Here is a 15380-nt window from a genome sequence, read left to right as displayed (position 1 = left end):
TCATATTGACGAAACCGCATTTCAGCGTTGAGCGCCGGAGTTCTCTATCGCCGTCAGCAAGTATTGGTCGGTTAGACGCTCTCGTAGACGAGTTTTCCCGCAAGATAGGTGGCCAGCACCTGTGTTTTGGCGAGTTCCTCGGGACTGACCGCGTGCGGGTCACGGTCCACGATGATCACATCTGCATACTTACCGATTTCGATACTGCCGATCTGGTCCTCGGAAAACAGTTGCCATGCGGCGTTGACGGTGTGTGCGCGCAGGGCCGCGTCGAGTGAGACGCCGTCACCGCCATCGAGTCGGCGGCCCGAATTGCTCAACCGGGTCATCGCCACCGACATGTTGCGGAAAGGCTCGAGCGGCGTCACCGTGCCGTCGTTGTGGAATGTCGTGCGCACTCCGGCGGCGACCGCGGACTGCGCATCTGCCCACCGCTTGCCCGGCTCCCCAAAGAGTTCATCAACGAGGACATCACCCCAGTAGTACAGATGGTCTACAAAGACGCTTGCGGTGATCCCGAGCGATGTGGCGCGCTCAAATTGGGCGCTTGTCATGGCGCCAACGTGTTCAAGTCGGAACCGGTGGTCGGTGAGACCGAGTTCGGTGATGACGATCTCCCAGGCATTCAAGACACTGTCGACCGCGAGGTCGCCGTGGGCATGGCACGCGAGTTGCCAACCTTCGGCAGCGTATTCGCGGGAGATTTGTGTGAGTTGGTCCTGGGTGAAGTTCGCCTTGCCACGATGGTCAGGTTCCAGTCCCATCGCGGCTGTCGTCGCATTGGTTAGGTAGGGGTAGGAGGTGGCGATGTTGCCGACCCACGGAGAGCCGTCCGCCCATGTCTTGATGCCGATTTGTCGCACTACATCGTCACCATTTTGCAAAGCCGCAGAGCCCTTGCCGCCAGGATGGGACATCTCATAGAAACGCAAACGAGCCGTCAGTTCCTGATTCCGCCGGGCCGCGTCGAGCAGCGGTGCTTGGGCGGGGTTCCACGACATGTCACACAGGGTGGTCACGCCGACTTCGTTGGCGCGGCGCAGGTCGGCTGCGATGAGCTGGTCGAACTCTGCGTATGCGTTGTTCAAGAACGGGCCAGCGATCGCGAACACGGCCGCTGCTTCGAGGCCAACCCCCGTGAGATCTCCGTTTTCATCACGGCCGTAGGACGCGCCGGCAGGGTCGGGGGTGTCGCGGGTGATTCCCGCCAACTGGGCCGCCGCCGAATTGAAGAACACCGTATGCCCGGAGTTGTGAAGAATCACGAGTGGAACCGCGCCTGCGAGTTCATCAAGACTGCTGAGCGTGGGGTTGGTGAGCCCATGCTGCAGCAGTGGGTCCCAGCCATTGGCGATGACGCCTTTAGGTCGTGAATCGATGGCTGCGCGAATGCTGGCCATGACCGTATCTGCGTCTGGGATGATCACCGGGCGAATGTCGATGACATGATCGCTGACAAGAATTGCGCTCGATGTCGGATGCCCGTGTGGCTCAATCAGACCGGGCATCAGCACTCGGTCGCCAAGTTCAACCATCGTTGTGCCGGTTGGCATCACAGCTTGGAGTTCAGCTGGCGTACCCACCCCGGTGATGTGCTCGTCGACAACGAGGACTGCCCCCGCCCGCGGCGTGGTCTCATCCATTGTCACGATGTTGCCCACAAACAGTAATGAAGTCATGCTGCTCCCTAACTTGCACCGCCGAGATTAGCGTCGCCGAGCGGTCGCGTCTCCACACCCTAGCGGCACTGTTCGCCTCCGGTAGATTCTTATGTGGACGGTCGGATCTGTCATCATGGCGTATGCGAACCATCGCGGGGTGTCGTGTTGGTGTGCTCGTCTTAATTGGTGCGGCAGGTTGTGCCAGCGATGACAAAGCGGCGCCCAAGCCGACACCTAAGCCGGTGAAGGTGCCCGATTGGTTATTCAAAGGCTGATGTTCCGACACTGGTCTCGATGCTTGTCACCTCCGCTAGGACCGCAGCCGCCGACCCGACTATCTACCATTCGTCGGCTCCTATTTCGCTGGTGCTAAAACCGATTCCTGCTCCTACGAGCAGCAGACTGAACACAGCATTTCACAAGATAGTGAGCCCCAATGTTGCGCTCGCTACCGTTTTTGGGGAAGACATCGAGATAGTTGGCGAACCGCGAATCAAATCCAGTTGGAAGATCAGGACCAAGAAAGTCACTGGCAAGAAGGGTCGCGTATTGAGCGTCAAGCTGAGCGCATATGCGGTGTATGAGGTGAGCGGTACGACGCCCGGCCATCGTGTCATTGGGATGGGCCGCACGTATGAGTTGACGTCGTGGGGCAAGGGGGACTCGATCCGTGGCCATTACGGTTTTAAATGGAATGCGAACTTCGTGGGCGTTCAACGATGTGATTTAGCGATGCATGATTATCTGACTCCCGAGCCAGATCCCAAGAAAAATGCCAAATCGGCTGCCGAATACGTCAGGTTGGCGGAGATCGGCAAAAATTATGTCGAACCCGGCTCGCCAGTTGTCGATCTGGCGTTCAAGAAGAAGTGCCTTGTCCAAGCCGAGGAATCAAAGACGCCAGCAGCGGATTAGGTTGGGCGGAAGCAACGCGCGCAGGTCAGGAGCGGTACTCGGGATTCTCGAAGTCGAAGCGCGCCCCGGCGTCCCATTCCCGGCGCTGGTTACCGTGCGTCGGGAATCCGCCCATCGACTTCAGCGCGTTTGCCAGATGCATCAGGTTCCAGGTCATGAAAGTCGTGTTGCGGTTGGTGAACTCGTTGCCCAGCCCCGCTCGAGTGCCATCTTCTAGTTCGTCGCCGTAACTCGGCCCTGGTCCCGCCTCGCCGATCCAGCCGGCGTCCGACTGTGGTGCGATCGAGTAACCGATGTGCTGCAGGCTGTAAAGCACGTTGGACGCGCAGTGCTTGATGCCGTCCTCGTTACCGGTGATCAGGCAGCCGCCGACTCGGCCGTAGTAGAGCCACTGACCGCGCTCGTTGAGCTCTCCGGAGTGGGCATACAGCCGCTCGATAACCTTCTTGGTCTCGCTGCTGTTATCTCCGAGCCAGATAGGGCCGGCGATCACGAGTATGTCGGCAGCGAGAACGCGTGAGAACAGTTCGGGCCAGGCGTCGGCCTCCCAGCCGTGCTCGCGCATATCTGGATACACACCAGAAGCGATCGGATGGTCGACGGAACGAAACTGATCGACGTGCACGCCCTGCTTGGCCATGATCGCGGCGCTGGCGTCGACAAGTAGTTGAGTGTGGCTCGCGGCTGGCGAGCGGGTGAGGGTGGTGTTGATGAATAGTGCAGTCAGGTCAGAGAAATCTGCATCGCTTGTAGGCATGTTTGGAATGTAACACCGAAGCGCGGGAGCAGCATTACGTTGGGAGAATCCGCTCGACGAGAGTGTGGATCGTGTCGTAGGGGTTGCGATTCGTGTCGATGGGGGTGGTCAATGTGTCGAGGACGAGCCCGCCTATTGCGTAGTGGAACAGAGCGATTTCATCAGACCCTCCCGGCAACCTTGCCCCTGCATTGAAGTCAACCGCGAACGTATAGGCGGTTCGCCGCCAGGCTGAGAGCCTGTCGGCGACGTCTTGGTGACGGGTGCCCTCCAGCCGTAACTCGAAGAGCGCAAGCGTGACTTCGGGGGATGCCAGGAGACGGTCGACGATGTCGCACATGTATGCCTCGAACAATTCTTTGTCGGGGAATTGTGCGCTTAACTCGCGATGTACGTCCGGGTCAGGCGTCAGGCGTTCTTCGATCCGTTCGACCAGCGCACGGATGAGCGCATTGCGAGAGCGGAAATAGTTGGAAGCCGTGCCTTCCGGCACGCGGGCGTGACGGTCGATGGCGCGAGGTGAGAGCCCACGGGCCCCTTCGGCGGCGAGCACCGAGATTCCTGCGTCGGCGAGCGCTCGTCGTCGATTGTCATTTCTTGCCACGCGGACAGGCTCACCACGATCAGTGAGCTCCGCGAGCAGGAAGGAACTGGAATCTGGATCGCCGGCGGTGGCACTCTTGCCGGTTCGCTTCTCGACGAGATCGACCATCTCATCCTCAAGATCAACCCCGTCATACTCGGCGACGGCATACCCCTGTTTGGCGGAACGACCTACAACCCTCATCGCTTCGACCGCACACGGGTCCGTGAATTCAACTCAGGAGTGATCATCGCCGAATACTCCCGCAGCACGCCCCGATAGTCGATCGGCTATCGGTCTTCAAGTACGCGCTTCAAGGTTTCAAGGTCATTGCCCACCGTTGCCACGTCGCGTTAACGCGGGGTGCCCTGCTTCCTGGCGGTGCGATCGCGGTGCTTACATCCCGGCCAGCAACAGGGTCTGCGTTGGCCCTCATCCAACTCTTCCTGAGTCCTGCGAATGCGGCGTTCTCGGGTCACCTGCTGTTTGGCATCCTCGACCCAGCAGATGAACTCGTTGCGGGCCAACGGGGTGATGTCCTGCTAGGCATCGAGGTCGTCCGGCAGGTGGTGGGCGACGCGGGTCGGGGCAAGGCTCTTCAGGGCCGACCGATGATTTCAGCCGCTGGCGTCGGTCAATACGTATGATGGCGGCGTCAACGGGACGCCGCATTCATCCCAGGAGGCCACCATGACAAGCGAAAACAGCAGCGTTCGAACCCGCGTCCACCAGATGATCTTTGTGAACCTCCCGGTGGCAGATCCGCAGCGCAGCCGGGCGTTCTTCGCCGCGCTGGGTTATGGCTTCAACGAGGAGATGTGCAACGAGGGTGGGGTGGCCCTTGAGCTCGGCCCGAACCACTACGCAATGCTTTTGCAGACCGATTTCTTCGGCCAGTTCCACGATGCAGAAGTCGCTCGGCCAGGTCAGCATGAAGTCCTGACCTGTTTGTCGGCTGAGAGTCGCGAAGACGTCGATGACCTGGTGGATCGCGCGATCGAGGCCGGTGCCCGTGCCATGCGCACCGAGGAGCACAGCGACTTCATGTATGGCCGCTCGTACGCCGACCTCGATGATCACATCTGGGAGATCATGTGGATGGACATCGACAAGGCGCGCGACGCCGAGACATTTAACTAGGAGGTCTCGTGAGCACCGATTTCGAGGCGGAGACTGCGTCCCTGCGGCCTGAGTTGCTGGCGCATTGTTACCGGATGATGGGCTCGGCCGTGGACGCCGAGGACCAGGTCCAGGAGACCTACCTGAGAGCCTGGCGTGCGTTTCACAACTTCGATGGCTGCGCCTCAGTCCGGACGTGGATGTACCGCATTGCCACCAACGCGTGTCTCAACGCGCTCTCGTCCGCCGCGAAGCGGGTGCTCCCCACCGGGCTGGGCGGACCCCCGGGCGACCCGAAGGGCCCGATCAACCCACGACAAGACGTCGCCTGGCTCGAGCCTCTCCCCGACGCAACGCTGTGGCAACGTGCCGCGCCCACCCCGGAGGAGGAGCTTCTCGCCCGCGAGAACATCGCGCTTGCGTGGACCGCGGCACTTCAGGACCTAACGCCCAACCAACGCGCCGTGCTGCTGCTCCGCGAGGTGCTCGGACTTAGTGCCGCTGAAGTCGCCGCGACCCTGGAAACCAGCACGGCGTCGGTTAATTCCGCCCTACAGCGGGGGGGCAACGATTGGCGGAGGACTTTCCGAGCCCGACTTCCGCGTCGACGAAAGGGCCGAGGCTCGTGCGGTAGAGGCGTTCGTTGCCGCCTTCGAGCGGCACGATTTCGACGCAGTTGTCGACTCCCTCGCCGATCAGGTGACTTGGCAGATGCCACCGTTCGATCAGTGGTATTCCGGCGCACGTGAAGCCGCCGAACTCGCCTGGACCCACTGCCCGGCCGCGGGACCCGGTGACCTGAGGTTCCTCACGACCCGACTCAACGGAGGTCCCGCCGTAGGCATGTATCTGCGCAAGGGGCGCCAGTGGGAAGCCTTCCAGCTGCAGGCGCTGCACGTCGATACCGATGGCCGCATCGACGATGTCATCGGCTGGTTCGAGCCCCACCTATTCCGATTGGCCGGGCTCCCGACGGTCCTCGACTCGAACCAGCAAGCGTCGTGATTTAGGTCTAATCCCGTAAGGCGTGTCCGATCCGAGCCCAGCCGGGGCGTCGACCGCATGATGAAGGAGAAGCGTGATGGAAATGAAACTTGAACTCGTACCTATCCCGGCCTATGACGACAGGACGCCTGGCACCGTCAAGTCCCTCCACCTGGTGGTAGCCGATATCGAACAGGCCCGCGCCGATCTTCTGGCACGCGGTGCGGACGTCGGCGCGGTCGTCGACGTCGGGGGAGGAGTCAAGTACGCCGCGTTCAGTGATCCCGACGGCAACACGCTCACCTTGCAGGAGATGGCCTGGCGTACCGGAGACTCCTACTGACCTGCGCTGACGAGGCTGGCTACGTCGCAAAACGACGGCTGAGGTGTGGTCCAGCTGCGGAAAAGAACAGCAGAACAAATCCGGCGGCGACTCCCGTCCAAGCCGCCGTGGTTGCCGTCTCGAAGGCCATTGCGGAGACCGCGCCGATGATCGAGACAAGAACCATGCTTGCCGACAACCAGCGGAAGATCGGCAGTCCGAATGCGTGGGCGAACGGCAGGAAGTGCGCACCGACCACGAACACGACCCAGATGAGAACGGCGTTCGGCCGATCGAAAACGTTGCGGATGATCGCCGCTCCCAGAGGAATTGCCACGACCATCGCGGTCACTGCAATCCCATACGTCCGCAACGCCGAGCGGCTTGGCGATATTTGTTCGACTTCGGGGCCGCGCAGGACGACGAACCAGATGATCGCAACAAACGCGACTGCCGCGACGATACGCCAGATGAGCGATGTGGGAACCGCCCCTGCGTTGACAAGCACGAACACCAGCCCCGCGATTGCGCCGATGATCGAGCCGATCGGTCTAGTGCGCATTCCAACATCCATGCGCCTACTGTGCCATCTGCGGCTGGTTTCTACTCATCGCGAAGCCAGTTGTGCTTGAGTCGCAAAGCGCGCTCCAGTCCCGCGACGACCGCAAGTGCGCCGACAACTCCATTGACCCAGCTTGGCAAGCTAAACGGGGCAGTGAATGACAAACCTGCTAGGTCCCGGAACCAGTCGGCGCCGGTCAGTACCTGAAGTAATTGGGGCAGTTCGATCAGTAGCGCGGCGATGAGAACGATGGCGGATGCGATAGCGATTCGGCGGCTCAATCCTGGCCGTGCCTGCTCTAGGCCCGTCCGCCAGCGCTCGGCGGTCCCCGACCGGAAATTTCGCCGGCAGAGACGCTACGGTTACCTGTGTGCCGTCCTCATACAGGTAACCCTTCTCCGCGAAGTCAAAATAGTTGACGTCCAGCGCGTAGGTGATCGCGTCGTGGTCGATTTCGAACTGGCCGCGCCACAGCCACTGGATTCCAGTAACCGGCTTCAATGGGCTTCCGTCGCCCCGGCGTATCTTCCCCATGACCGGCCACCCCAACCCAAGAGCCGACCCGCTGACCGCTGCGCGGCGCGGGGGCCCACCTTCGGGGTTCTCGTCCCTGAACGATGCCTCCCAACGCAAAAAAGGACCCCTGACGGGATCCTTTTTCACCTTGTGCGGCATCAGGGACTCGACTCCCCTACGCCGCTGCGCGGCGCGGGGGCCCACCTTCGGGGTTCTCGTCCCTGAACGATGCCTCCCAACGCAAAAAAGGACCCCTGACGGGATCCTTTTTCACCTTGTGCGGCATCAGGGACTCGACTCCCCTACGCCGCTGCGCGGCGCGGGGGCCCACCTTCGGGGTTCTCGTCCCTGAACGATGCCTCCCAACGCAAAAAAGGACCCCTGACGGGATCCTTTTTCACCTTGTGCGGCATCAGGGACTCGAACCCCGAACCCATTGATTAAGAGTCTCTGCCACCGTGTCTCATCCGGTCTCGTTGAGTCTCTTTTGGCCGCAAACACAACAATTCGGCAATTGTTCCGTCTCGTTCCGTCTCGTCCCGGTGCCGTCAAAACTGACGTCAAACACTGTACGTGGTGTGAGTCATTGTTCGAGGTAGTTGTTCATTTCGTTTTGCAATTTATCAAGCTGGGCCTGCACCGAATGTCGATGCGACTTGCGTACTTTTCGATCGTGAATCGGCATGTCCAAACGGATGGTGAGATTGCGAGCGCGTCGTGCCCAATCCGTTGCCAACTCCTTTTCTTCGGCGTCAGTTGCGTTAGTGGCGACGGTGTCAGCGAGTGCTGCCGTAACCTCGATCCTCCCTTCGATTCGCTTTCGCGGGGAGTGGCTGGCGAGATCCTTGCCGACTTCGATCAACTTTTCTCGGTTTTTGCTTTCGAGCAGGAGCGGCCACATCTTGGTGAGCTGCTTTGCAAGAACAGGCGTTGCGGCAGCAACCAAGGCAAGCCGTTTCGTCGATGGCATTGGTGGCCTCTTTCGTTCTGCGGATCGCTCTGTGGCAATGCCGTCCCTTGTAGTTATCCACAGGCTACCGCTTTGGGGGTGGCGCAACCTCGATCAATTTGATCATCTCGAAGTAGGACATTCGTTAATCGAATCGCTCGTTCAGCGAGACAGTTTAGCAACTGCCGATACTCCTCGGGCTAGATGGAAAGGCTGAACCTGATGAGAAATTTAGGATCTACTCTAATCGCCCGAGCACCGGAATTTAATTCCGATGGGATCGTCTCCTGGGGCGTTAAGAACATCATTCCGATCGTCATGTTGTTTATCGGCATCGGCATCATCGCAAGTGCCAGAAAAGGCCAGATGAGCCAGAACGCCATGACGATCACTAACGTCATGCTCGGATGCATTGTTATCGCTGGGGCCGCATTGTTCTATGGCTTCGCGGACAGCATCGCGGGCTTCGTGTTTGAAGGCTGAGGCCATGTTGCTTCGTCCTGACGATGAGGTCTACCGGGTTGACGCCATCTGGCTGGGTCCACGGGGACTCACCCTCCCATGGACAGCCCGCTATACCGCCTACGGCATTTGGCTGATGGTCTTCATGGCCATCCTTCTCGTCGAAGCCGTCCTGCCGATGAGGATCAGCGTTCCACCTGTCTGGGAAATCGTGGCCTCGATCCTCGCAACCTACGCACTGATGGGCGTCATCGATTACGAGCGCTCGCTGTCCAGCCTTGTGCAGCTGGTCCGCGTAGAGGTAACCGCACCCCGCGATCCAAAGCCTGAGCAAATCCGCCGTCTGGATTGCAGCTCAGTAAACCTGAAGGAACGTCATGTTGTTCAAAAGATCGTCTACTGATCCAGCCAAGCCAGCCAACCTCGCGCTACGCCACATTGAGAACAACCTATGTTTCACCAACCGCGCCGTGTGGGCTTGGTTCGTGCTGCCGAGCCAGCCGTGGGCTTTTCGCTCCGACTCCCAACGCGAGCAACTGATCTTTGGTGCCGGGGACGGGTTTGCTTGGTTGGCCGGCCACCGGCTCCACCTTCGAGTCACCTCCAAGCCGTATCCAAGTGCGGATTGGGCACGTGGTCTGCACACTCGGACGCCCGAGCCGCTGGTTACGCCGGGAGTTGAATCGTGGACCGACCACATGGTGGCCATGCAGAAGCACCTGCATACACGGACGATGGCTGAAAAGACTGTGTTCCTTGGGGTTCGGATCTCCGAACGCCCAGCAATGCAGCGGCTCATCGGCACTGTTCTTCGAAGCCCTTCGAATATGGAACATGCTCGGTTGCTGTCCCAAGTGGAGTTGGCAACCGAAAGTGTTTCCCTGCCTGGCATAGAAGGTCGCCCAGCATCAATGCGAGAAATGGAATGGCTGCTACGACGTTCCGTCGGATTGGGCATGCCTGCTCCCGATGACCGACCTCCGATCGGAACAGAGCCTTGGGAGGAAGACGACTTACATTCGTTTGCTGATCAAGTCGACTACGCGGCTCAACCTCTCGGGCGCACGGTACGGCTGACTACCCACGCCGAAAACCGAACTATCGAACGTCATGTGGCGGTGCTGTCGGTGGGTCGTCTCGAGGAGATCGAAGCTCCCGATCCAGCACACGATCCGTGGCTATCGCATACTGATCGACTCCCATTCCCAGTCGAGTGGTCCTGTCAGTTTGATGTGCTGTCGGGAGTGGATGCTCGTCGGGCGATCCAACGAAAACTCCTCGTGGTCCGAGACATGCAGCGGCACTATTCAGAGCACGACCTCGACGAACCACTTGCACTCGACCGTCAAGCTCGTCAAGCCCGCGAAGTCGAAGATCAGATGAGCCGCGGCGCCGAAGTTGCCGCCGCCCGAGTGCATGGCTGGTTCCGGCTGGCTGTCGCGGGTGATTCTGAGACCGAATGCTTGGAACGAGTTCGCAAAGTCGTGACCTCGTTTCGCGGCCGACGGGTGACCATCGAACATCCCAAGGGCCAATACGGCTTGCTCCGTGAGTTCATCCCCGGCGAACCAGTGTCCACGTCTGCCTACCGTCGCCGGCTTCCGTTGCTCTATCTGACTGCCGGGGTGCCAACTGTTTCGAGCAATTTGGGTGATCGTCGCGGCCCCTACATCGGGTATACGGCGGGGTCGTCACGTCGCGCAGTCATGTTCGACACCCACTACGCGACCGAGGAGAAGGAGACCTCCGGCTTGGTTCCGGTCGTCGGTGGGCTCGGTGCGGGCAAAAGCGTGCTGCTGGGCCAGATCACGTATGAAGCCGCACTTCGCGGGATCCCGTCAGTTGTGCTCGATCCATCGGGCCCACTTGCTCGACTCACTGAACTTCCAGAGCTTAAGGAACACAGCGAGCACCTTGATCTCACCACTGCTGCTAGCGGCACGTTGAACCCGTTCGATGTCGTGGCAGAACCGTTGCGATCGGCGTACAAGTCCAATGATGCCTTCATGGAGGCACAGGTGCTTGCTGCCCAGGATCGCAAACTTCTCGCGATCGACGTAGTGAAAATGTTGCTGCCACCATCACTTGAGAAGATCCCCGACACGGCTTTGGTGATTTCCGATGCCGTCCGCTCAACCCAAGGGGCCCGAAGTTCCTCGCTATGGGACATCGTCACAAGTCTGGATGGGCACGACAACGCACATGGACATATCGTGGCGAACTATCTGCGGGATATGGCCGAACTCCCGCTGTCACGACTGTTCTTCCCGCGCGCCGGCCTTTCCGCCCTGACCCGGCTGGATTCAACCCTGACGGTTCTGACGATGCCAGGGTTAGTGCTGCCACCGCGTTCGGTGCCCAGAGATCACTGGTCAACGTCTGAACAATTGGCCGTCCCTCTGCTCCACCTAGCGTCTTGGTACGCCACCAGAGCGGTCTACGGACGGCCGATGGAGGCGAGGAAGCTTGTCGCACTTGATGAGACGCATTTTTTGAGCGACTGGAGTGCAGGCCGAGCGCTATTCACTCGTCTCGGTCGAGACTCTCGCAAGTGGAACACGTGCGTTTTGGCGGCATCTCAGAATCCGTCTGACGTGCTCGATATGGACGTCGCCAACTTCATTTCCGCCGCCTTCGTCGGTCGAATTGAGGACGAACAAGCTGCCCGCGAAGGTTTGCGGATGCTGCGGGTCCCAACTGGTGTCGGATATGAGCGGGCGTTGGCGACCTTGTCATCTTCGCGTGGGCTGGACCGTTCTCGTGAGTTTGTCATGCGTGACACCGACGGCCACGTCGACAAAATTCGCGTCGATCTTTCGGCTAATCCTGCTTTGTTGGAAGCGTTGAACACGACGGCGGGGAGTCATCGAGCCAATGAGGAGAAGGTGGCATGAAGCGCTTGATCTTTGCGGCACTCAGCGCTTTGGTCCTACTTGTGGCACTGGCGCCACTGGCCCAAGCCGCGTCACCACCAAATCAGTTGCCACAAATACTCGGTATCGACTGTAAGGACGCTCCAACTCCGGAAGCGCCCGGCAATGGAATCGCCGCATTCTTCAGTCGTGCTCCAGACAAACTCCCACCGCCGGGTGACCCGTTTGTTAAGGGTTCGGATACGACGATCTACGAACAGTACGGATATGCCGGGTTGAGTTGGTCGACCTATGACTTGGGATGTGGTCCCGATGCTGCCCGCAATCCACAGGCGATCGTGGGCACGGCCGTCGCGAACTGGCTGATTCAGGCACCCATTTCGTTGACTGCGCTGGTAGGTTCGTTGACCGAGGTCGCATTCAACCCAACCTTCCTCAGTGCGTTTGATCCTGTGATTTCAAAGGTTTCCAGTGCACTGCATCGAGGGCTTTTTGAGACGTGGGTTCCCGTGGTCTTGGCGCTGATGGGCGCCATGATCGTCTTCCGCGCTCGACGTGCTCGCTTTGCTTCAACTGCGGCAGCAATCAGTTGGGCGCTTTTCGTGATCCTTCTGGCGACGGCGCTGTTTCGGTGGCCCATCCAAGCTGGGCACATCGCAGACAACACTGTGACGAGCACGCTCGGTGCCACGGTCAGTCAACTCGACGGGCACGGTCCGGGTGTCGACCCAGGCACGGCAGTGGCTTCCAACGTTGTGTCTTCAATCTTCTACAGAAGTTGGTTGGCGGGCACGCTGGGGAATGCAGATTCGCCCATCGCGAAAAAGTACGGCCCGCGACTCTTCAAAGCTCACGCATTGACCTGGCGTGAAGCAGCCGTTGTCGCGCAGGACCCGGTACGCGGCAAAGCGCTGATTGAAGCCAAGGAGAAGGAATGGAAAGCAGCCGCAGCAGAGATCAAGACCGTCGATCCGCAGGCATACGAATATCTGACTGGCAATAAGTCCGAAACACGTGTTGGCTATGCGGTGCTCGCGACGGTAGCAACGTACCTGGCATTGCCATTCCTGTTGATTTCGGCGCTACTTCTGCTTGGAAGCTTCCTGATCGTGCGTCTCGCCGTAATGATGTTTCCCGCTTTCGCGACGCTCGGAGCCTTTCCCGCAGCAAGAGGTTTGGTCATCGGTCTCGGCCGGACAGTTGGCGCAGCTCTGATAAACGCGATCCTATTTGGTGTTGGCGCAGGTGTGATGGTGGCCGCTCTTGGGCTTCTGTTCAATCCTGGTCATGGCACACCATCGTGGCTCGGGCTAGTGCTCATGCCGCTCTTCGGCTTCATCATGTGGGTGGCCTTGCGGCCTTTCCGGCGCCTCACGCAGATGGTGCGACCACATGAGGACCATTTCGCGAACATCGCTGGCGCAGCAGGAGATTCCGGACGAGCTGGTGGCAGCATGTTGAAGAAGGCCGGAGTCGTCGCTTTGGGCGCATACACCGGCAATGTTGCCGCTGTGGCCACCGTGGCTGCCCTGGATGACGAAGAATCTGTTCCGCAGCGAGCGGAGGCTGAACCTCACGCAGAGCCGGCGGCTCCACCCCGACCAACGGTGCCTGAATTGCCGCCATTGGTTCCGCGTCATCAAAAATCACCTGGGACAGCCTCACCATCAATGGTAGGGGCGCTGCCATTAGCAACGTCGCAAGAGGCGCCACAGATGATCGAAGGCTTCGTCCCACGCCCTACATCGGAGCCGGCTCCTGCCCCGCCAGCTGAACCCGAATGGGTCGACGGTGAAGAGGTCTACGCCATCTATCGGCCGGGCGGAGGTACCTCAGATGACGACGCTGCGTGACGCTCTCGTGTGGGTGCTCCGTTCACCGAAGCGACTGCTGGTCACGGCTGTTGTGGCGGTCGGGCTAGTCGTCGCTTTGGTGGCCTTCGCAACGGGCTCGAACAGCCATCCGACCCCATCGATTGCTCAACATGGGAATGCTCACTCAACCACCGGGAGCACCCCGATGAGCCGCGGGACCGAACCACCACCCCAGCCCGATCTTGTAAGCATGAAATCTGTCGCTGTTGTGGATCGATTCTTGGACCTCTACTTGCAAGATCCGTCGCACCCGGCCGACCAGATCCCGGACGATCTCCAATCCCTCACAACTGAGGCACTGTGGCAAGGACTCCGCGTTGCTGACGTTGCTGCACTACCCACGCGACCGGTGACGGATGTCAAAGTCGAACAAGCGGGCCAGTTCGTCGAAGAATATTTGGTGACTCTGCAAGGCCGCACCCTTTTGGTGATTGAGGCTGTGCTCGAAGGTCAAGGCTGGCGAGTGGCCGATGTTCAATTGGGGTCAGAGCGTTGAATCGCAAACTCGGAACACTTCTGATCGCAACCAGTGCCAGCTCGCTGGCGTTGTTGGTCGGTGTCCCGTTGACAATGTTGGCGGTCGTCCTCGGCGGGACCACGACCGACGCCTCAGCGAATGTGAGCGCATGCTTGATCTCCGGCAGCTCGGAGGACATTTCGGATCTGGATGCCGAACAAACTAAAAACGCACGCATCCTTATTGCCGTAGGTAAGGAAGAAGGAGTTCCCCCGCGTGGTTGGGTCGTGGCGGTCTCCGCTGCCTTGCAAGAGTCGGGAATGCGAAACCTGCAATACGGCGACCGCGACTCACTCGGCATGATGCAACAACGACCGTCGGCCGGCTGGGGATCGCCTAAAGAAGTGGTGAACCCGGTCTATGCCGCCAAAGCGTTCTACGGCGGTCCTCACTCGCCGACACCGAATCCCGGGTTGTTGTCGGTCAAAGGCTGGCAGGACATGCCGATTTGGCAGGCAGCTCAACAGGTGCAGCGTTCGGCGTTTCCCTTCGCCTACGAGAAGCACGAAGCTCTCGCATCACGGGTCGTTAAGGCACTTTCAAATTCCACCGCGGGCTGTGAGTCGCTGCAATCTGGCCCTTGGGGTTTGCCGGTCTCGGTGCCGTATTCACTCACGTCCGGCTTTGGTGGTCGGATCTCGCCGACTAAACACACTCAGGACTTCCATACTGGCCAAGATTTCGGCGTGCCGACTGGCACTCCGGCCCTCGCCGTCTCAGCCGGGGTTGTTTCGTTCACCGGCTGGAGCGGCGGCTATGGCAACCTCATAAGGGTGCGGCATGCAAATGGTGTTGAGTCGTACTACGGCCACCTTTCAAAAATCGAGGTCAGTCAGGGAGATCAGGTGACTCGTGGCACTGAAATGGGTAAAACAGGATCGACTGGCAACTCGACTGGGCCACATTTGCATCTTGAAATTCGAGTCGATGGCCGACCGACCGATCCGATGCCCTGGTTGCGTGCGAAGGGATTAAAGCCATGAGTGAGTCGACAAAATATCCGTACTTCGGTGTTCCACCGACACGAGTGCCACAACCCGCTCCCAGTGTGAAAACGATCCGTGGAAAGCGGGTGATCCTGTCGACGCCCGAAGGGTTTGTCTACGACATGCGTGCTGTCACCGAATGCTACTCGGACGGCCAGGATGTAGTCGACGTCCTCAGCGAAGAGGACTATTACCGCTGGATGTTCGCTCGACAGCGGACGGTACCCGAGTCCTGGGCCGTGGGCCTGATCTGGGTCGAATAGGTAGCCTGTTCCCGCACAGACTAAGTATTGGACAAAC

General features: G+C 59.7%; 19 protein-coding genes and 1 pseudogene. 13 read left to right on the top strand and 7 right to left on the bottom strand.

Annotation, left to right across the window (positions count from 1 at the left end):
- Positions 1 to 71: 71 nt before the first annotated feature.
- Positions 72 to 1679 (bottom strand): amidohydrolase, encoded by a 1608-nt coding sequence (locus AC2YB9_RS13490; protein WP_487265852.1) that lies wholly within the window; start codon positions 1677 to 1679, stop codon positions 72 to 74.
- 408 nt (positions 1680 to 2087) lie between these two features.
- Here AC2YB9_RS13490 and AC2YB9_RS13485 point away from each other — a divergent pair, with 408 nt between their 5' ends.
- Positions 2088 to 2576, top strand: a complete 489-nt coding sequence (locus AC2YB9_RS13485) for a hypothetical protein (RefSeq protein WP_487265851.1) — start codon at positions 2088 to 2090, stop codon at positions 2574 to 2576.
- Between the two features lie 25 nt (positions 2577 to 2601).
- Here AC2YB9_RS13485 and AC2YB9_RS13480 read toward each other — a convergent pair whose 3' ends face one another.
- Positions 2602 to 3333 (bottom strand): flavodoxin family protein, encoded by a 732-nt coding sequence (locus AC2YB9_RS13480; protein WP_487265850.1) that lies wholly within the window; start codon positions 3331 to 3333, stop codon positions 2602 to 2604.
- A gap of 34 nt (positions 3334 to 3367) precedes the next feature.
- Positions 3368 to 4045 carry a TetR/AcrR family transcriptional regulator gene (locus AC2YB9_RS13475; RefSeq protein WP_487268621.1) on the bottom strand — a complete coding sequence of 226 codons (678 nt, stop codon included), beginning with the start codon at positions 4043 to 4045 and terminating at the stop codon, positions 3368 to 3370.
- On the opposite strand from AC2YB9_RS13475, the gene AC2YB9_RS13470 reads away from it, so the two are divergent.
- A complete protein-coding gene (locus AC2YB9_RS13470; RefSeq protein WP_487268620.1) occupies positions 3926 to 4198 on the top strand; it encodes a dihydrofolate reductase family protein in 273 nt (90 codons plus the stop codon). The two genes, AC2YB9_RS13475 and AC2YB9_RS13470, sit on opposite strands and share 120 nt — an antisense overlap.
- A gap of 71 nt (positions 4199 to 4269) precedes the next feature.
- Here the strand turns inward: AC2YB9_RS13470 and AC2YB9_RS13465 are convergent, their stop codons facing one another.
- Positions 4270 to 4425: a hypothetical protein gene (locus AC2YB9_RS13465; RefSeq protein WP_487268619.1), complete on the bottom strand. Its 156-nt coding sequence runs from the start codon at positions 4423 to 4425 to the stop codon at positions 4270 to 4272.
- A gap of 181 nt (positions 4426 to 4606) precedes the next feature.
- Between AC2YB9_RS13465 and AC2YB9_RS13460 the strand changes: the two genes are divergently transcribed.
- The 4 genes and pseudogenes from AC2YB9_RS13460 (at position 4607) to AC2YB9_RS13445 (ending at position 6362) form a co-directional block, all read left to right on the top strand.
- Positions 4607 to 5056, top strand: a complete 450-nt coding sequence (locus tag AC2YB9_RS13460; RefSeq protein ID WP_487265849.1) for a VOC family protein — start codon at positions 4607 to 4609, stop codon at positions 5054 to 5056.
- Positions 5057 to 5064: 8 nt separating this feature from the next.
- A pseudogene (locus AC2YB9_RS13455) lies at positions 5065 to 5541 on the top strand (sigma-70 family RNA polymerase sigma factor); the annotation flags it as partial.
- Positions 5531 to 6040, top strand: a complete 510-nt coding sequence (locus AC2YB9_RS13450) for a nuclear transport factor 2 family protein (protein ID WP_487265848.1) — start codon at positions 5531 to 5533, stop codon at positions 6038 to 6040. The pseudogene AC2YB9_RS13455 and the gene AC2YB9_RS13450, both read left to right, overlap by 11 nt.
- Positions 6041 to 6116: 76 nt before the next feature.
- Positions 6117 to 6362 (top strand): VOC family protein, encoded by a 246-nt coding sequence (locus AC2YB9_RS13445; RefSeq protein ID WP_487265847.1) that lies wholly within the window; start codon positions 6117 to 6119, stop codon positions 6360 to 6362.
- A gap of 19 nt (positions 6363 to 6381) precedes the next feature.
- Here AC2YB9_RS13445 and AC2YB9_RS13440 read toward each other — a convergent pair whose 3' ends face one another.
- The 3 genes from AC2YB9_RS13440 to AC2YB9_RS13430 form a co-directional block, all read right to left on the bottom strand.
- Entirely contained in the window at positions 6382 to 6903 is a 522-nt protein-coding gene (locus tag AC2YB9_RS13440; protein WP_487265846.1) for a hypothetical protein, read from the bottom strand.
- 41 nt (positions 6904 to 6944) lie between these two features.
- The gene (locus tag AC2YB9_RS13435; protein WP_487265845.1) at positions 6945 to 7184 is read right to left on the bottom strand and encodes a hypothetical protein; all 240 of its coding nucleotides are present in this window, start codon (positions 7182 to 7184) and stop codon (positions 6945 to 6947) included.
- 818 nt (positions 7185 to 8002) lie between these two features.
- Entirely contained in the window at positions 8003 to 8365 is a 363-nt protein-coding gene (locus AC2YB9_RS13430; RefSeq protein ID WP_487265844.1) for a hypothetical protein, read from the bottom strand.
- 225 nt (positions 8366 to 8590) lie between these two features.
- On the opposite strand from AC2YB9_RS13430, the gene AC2YB9_RS13425 reads away from it, so the two are divergent.
- From AC2YB9_RS13425 to AC2YB9_RS13395, 7 genes are read left to right on the top strand one after another with little or no spacing between them, the layout of a single operon-like run.
- On the top strand, positions 8591 to 8851 hold the full coding sequence (locus AC2YB9_RS13425) for a hypothetical protein (protein ID WP_487265843.1): 261 nt from the start codon (positions 8591 to 8593) through the stop codon (positions 8849 to 8851).
- A 4-nt stretch (positions 8852 to 8855) separates the two neighbouring features.
- Positions 8856 to 9233, top strand: a complete 378-nt coding sequence (locus AC2YB9_RS13420; RefSeq protein ID WP_487265842.1) for a hypothetical protein — start codon at positions 8856 to 8858, stop codon at positions 9231 to 9233.
- A complete protein-coding gene (locus AC2YB9_RS13415; protein WP_487265841.1) occupies positions 9208 to 11724 on the top strand; it encodes an ATP-binding protein in 2517 nt (838 codons plus the stop codon). The genes AC2YB9_RS13420 and AC2YB9_RS13415 overlap by 26 nt, the downstream gene beginning before the upstream one ends.
- The gene (locus tag AC2YB9_RS13410) at positions 11721 to 13556 is read left to right on the top strand and encodes a hypothetical protein (RefSeq protein ID WP_487265840.1); all 1836 of its coding nucleotides are present in this window, start codon (positions 11721 to 11723) and stop codon (positions 13554 to 13556) included. Before AC2YB9_RS13415 ends, AC2YB9_RS13410 begins: the two co-directional genes overlap by 4 nt.
- Positions 13540 to 14073: a hypothetical protein gene (locus AC2YB9_RS13405; protein WP_487265839.1), complete on the top strand. Its 534-nt coding sequence runs from the start codon at positions 13540 to 13542 to the stop codon at positions 14071 to 14073. The genes AC2YB9_RS13410 and AC2YB9_RS13405 overlap by 17 nt, the downstream gene beginning before the upstream one ends.
- Positions 14070 to 15077, top strand: coding sequence for a M23 family metallopeptidase (locus AC2YB9_RS13400; RefSeq protein WP_487265838.1), 1008 nt, complete (start codon positions 14070 to 14072; stop codon positions 15075 to 15077). The genes AC2YB9_RS13405 and AC2YB9_RS13400 overlap by 4 nt, the downstream gene beginning before the upstream one ends.
- Complete coding sequence (locus AC2YB9_RS13395) at positions 15074 to 15343, top strand: hypothetical protein (protein ID WP_487265837.1); 270 nt, start codon at positions 15074 to 15076, stop codon at positions 15341 to 15343. The genes AC2YB9_RS13400 and AC2YB9_RS13395 overlap by 4 nt, the downstream gene beginning before the upstream one ends.
- The last annotated feature ends 37 nt before the right edge of the window (positions 15344 to 15380 follow it).

It is taken from the genome of Aeromicrobium changchenzhani, assembly GCF_057586615.1.
Note: the sequence above shows the minus strand (reverse complement) of the source record. Positions and strands in the feature narration are given on the sequence as shown.